At 54.4% G+C, this 1,734-nt stretch carries 2 protein-coding genes; both read left to right on the plus strand.

Annotation, left to right across the window (positions count from 1 at the left end; all coding sequences use genetic code 11):
- On the plus strand, positions 1 to 469 hold a 469-nt coding region (locus tag GIW04_RS30470), incomplete at its 5' end, for a VOC family protein (protein ID WP_236479586.1).
- Between the two features lie 165 nt (positions 470 to 634).
- Positions 635 to 1,734, plus strand: a 1,100-nt coding sequence (locus tag GIW04_RS30475; protein ID WP_236314009.1) for a dermonecrotic toxin domain-containing protein, incomplete at its 3' end; no start/stop codon positions are given.

Below are 1,734 nucleotides of genomic sequence, written 5' to 3' on the forward strand. Positions count from 1 at the left end.
GGCCATGAGCGCGCCGGATGGCAAGATCCGTATTCCCTTGAACGAAGAGTCGTCCAAGGGCGCCGGGCAGATCGAAGAGTTCCTGATGCAATTCAACGGCGAGGGCATCCAGCACGTCGCGTTCCTCACCGACGACCTGATCCAGACCTGGGACGCGCTGAAGAAGATCGGCATGCGCTTCATGACCGCGCCGCCCGACACTTACTACGAAATGCTTGAAGGCCGCCTGCCGAACCACGGTGAGCCGGTGGACCAGTTGCAATCGCGCGGCATCCTGCTGGATGGCTCGTCGGTTGCCGGTGACAAGCGTCTACTGCTGCAGATCTTCTCGGAAACCCTGATGGGCCCAGTGTTCTTCGAATTCATCCAGCGCAAAGGCGACGATGGGTTTGGCGAGGGCAACTTCAAGGCGCTGTTCGAGTCGATCGAGCGCGACCAGGTGCGTCGTGGTGTACTGACCGCCGATTGATGACTGGCTAAAGCAAAAAAGCCCGGTTTTTACCGGGCTTTTTTATGCCTGATGCATCGTATTGCAAATGGCCTGCAGTTTATTGGGAACAGATGTTTCTTGAGATACCACTCAGAGGGCAGGACGCAGAAAAACCTGCGTTTTTCACTATAAGGAGGCCCTCTTATGAATGTGAATGCTCCTACCCCTCAACACACGATCGGTCCATCTATATCAACGGAGCAGGCTGGGCCTGCGCGCAGTGTTCGTTCAACCGGTCAGGCAGACCCGGTCGATCAGGCGCGTGAAAAATTTCTCGATGACGGTGAAACCGAGTACCTGGGCGGCACACTCAGCGCCGAAGGGTATCAACTGACGAAGGCAGCGGTGTCACCCGACAAACCGGGAAGTCCAGGGGTGCAGGTCTCGACATTTGCGGTCGACGGCGTTCAGTCCAACGACATGATGGTGATCAAGCGGGTGCCGCCTACAGAAGAGGGGCCTAATCTCGTCCTGTATATGCCGGAAGATGAAGTGACATCGTTTCATGAATTCAAGAATGCTGAGGAGATGACGGCCTGGCTCAAGGAAGTGGCCAATGACCCGACTGAGCGAAAGCGATTCACACAGCATTTTTCCAGTGATCAATCGCCGAAACAGGAGGACAGGGTCAGTCAAAAGTTAGGGGAATTCGCAGCAGGCGACACCAATGCAGTGGTGGGCAGTTTTGGCTATGAGAAGGGTGATATTTTCGAACGGTTGAACAAAGACGCTTCGGTGCCACCCATTCAGGTCAGTGGACTGGTGCGCACGAAGCTTCACAAAATCACGCCAGATGGAAAAGCGACCTATATCGGGTATCAAGAAGATGGGAAGAAACTACTTTATACCTATGACGCTTATGGAAATATGCACGGCAGCAATGGAAAAGAATGGTTTTTTGCTCAAAACGGCTTGAACGACAACAAACCGTTGGAGCCGATGACGCTTAACGAATTCACCAAGAAAGTTGCCAGCGTTTCATTGGACAATGTAGGTGCCAATGATATGCGCGGGCTGTTGGATGAGCTCGTGAAGCAACTCAGAAACCCGTTGCACGGTATTGGGATGGCACTCAAAGAGCTAGGCGTGCCTGTCGACGTTGCCAACTCCATCGAAGAAAGTAAGCGTCCAGCCCGCCCACCTTCTCCTCGAGCACCCCTGCCCGCATCCTCTGTATTTTTCAGCAGGGGATTCACATGGAAACGATGCACGCGCGGCGCGAGTCCTGGGCCAGGCATGTCCAG

Source organism: Pseudomonas sp. PA-4-8C (genome assembly GCF_021606625.1).
Classification (GTDB): Bacteria; Pseudomonadota; Gammaproteobacteria; order Pseudomonadales; family Pseudomonadaceae; genus Aquipseudomonas; species Aquipseudomonas lactis.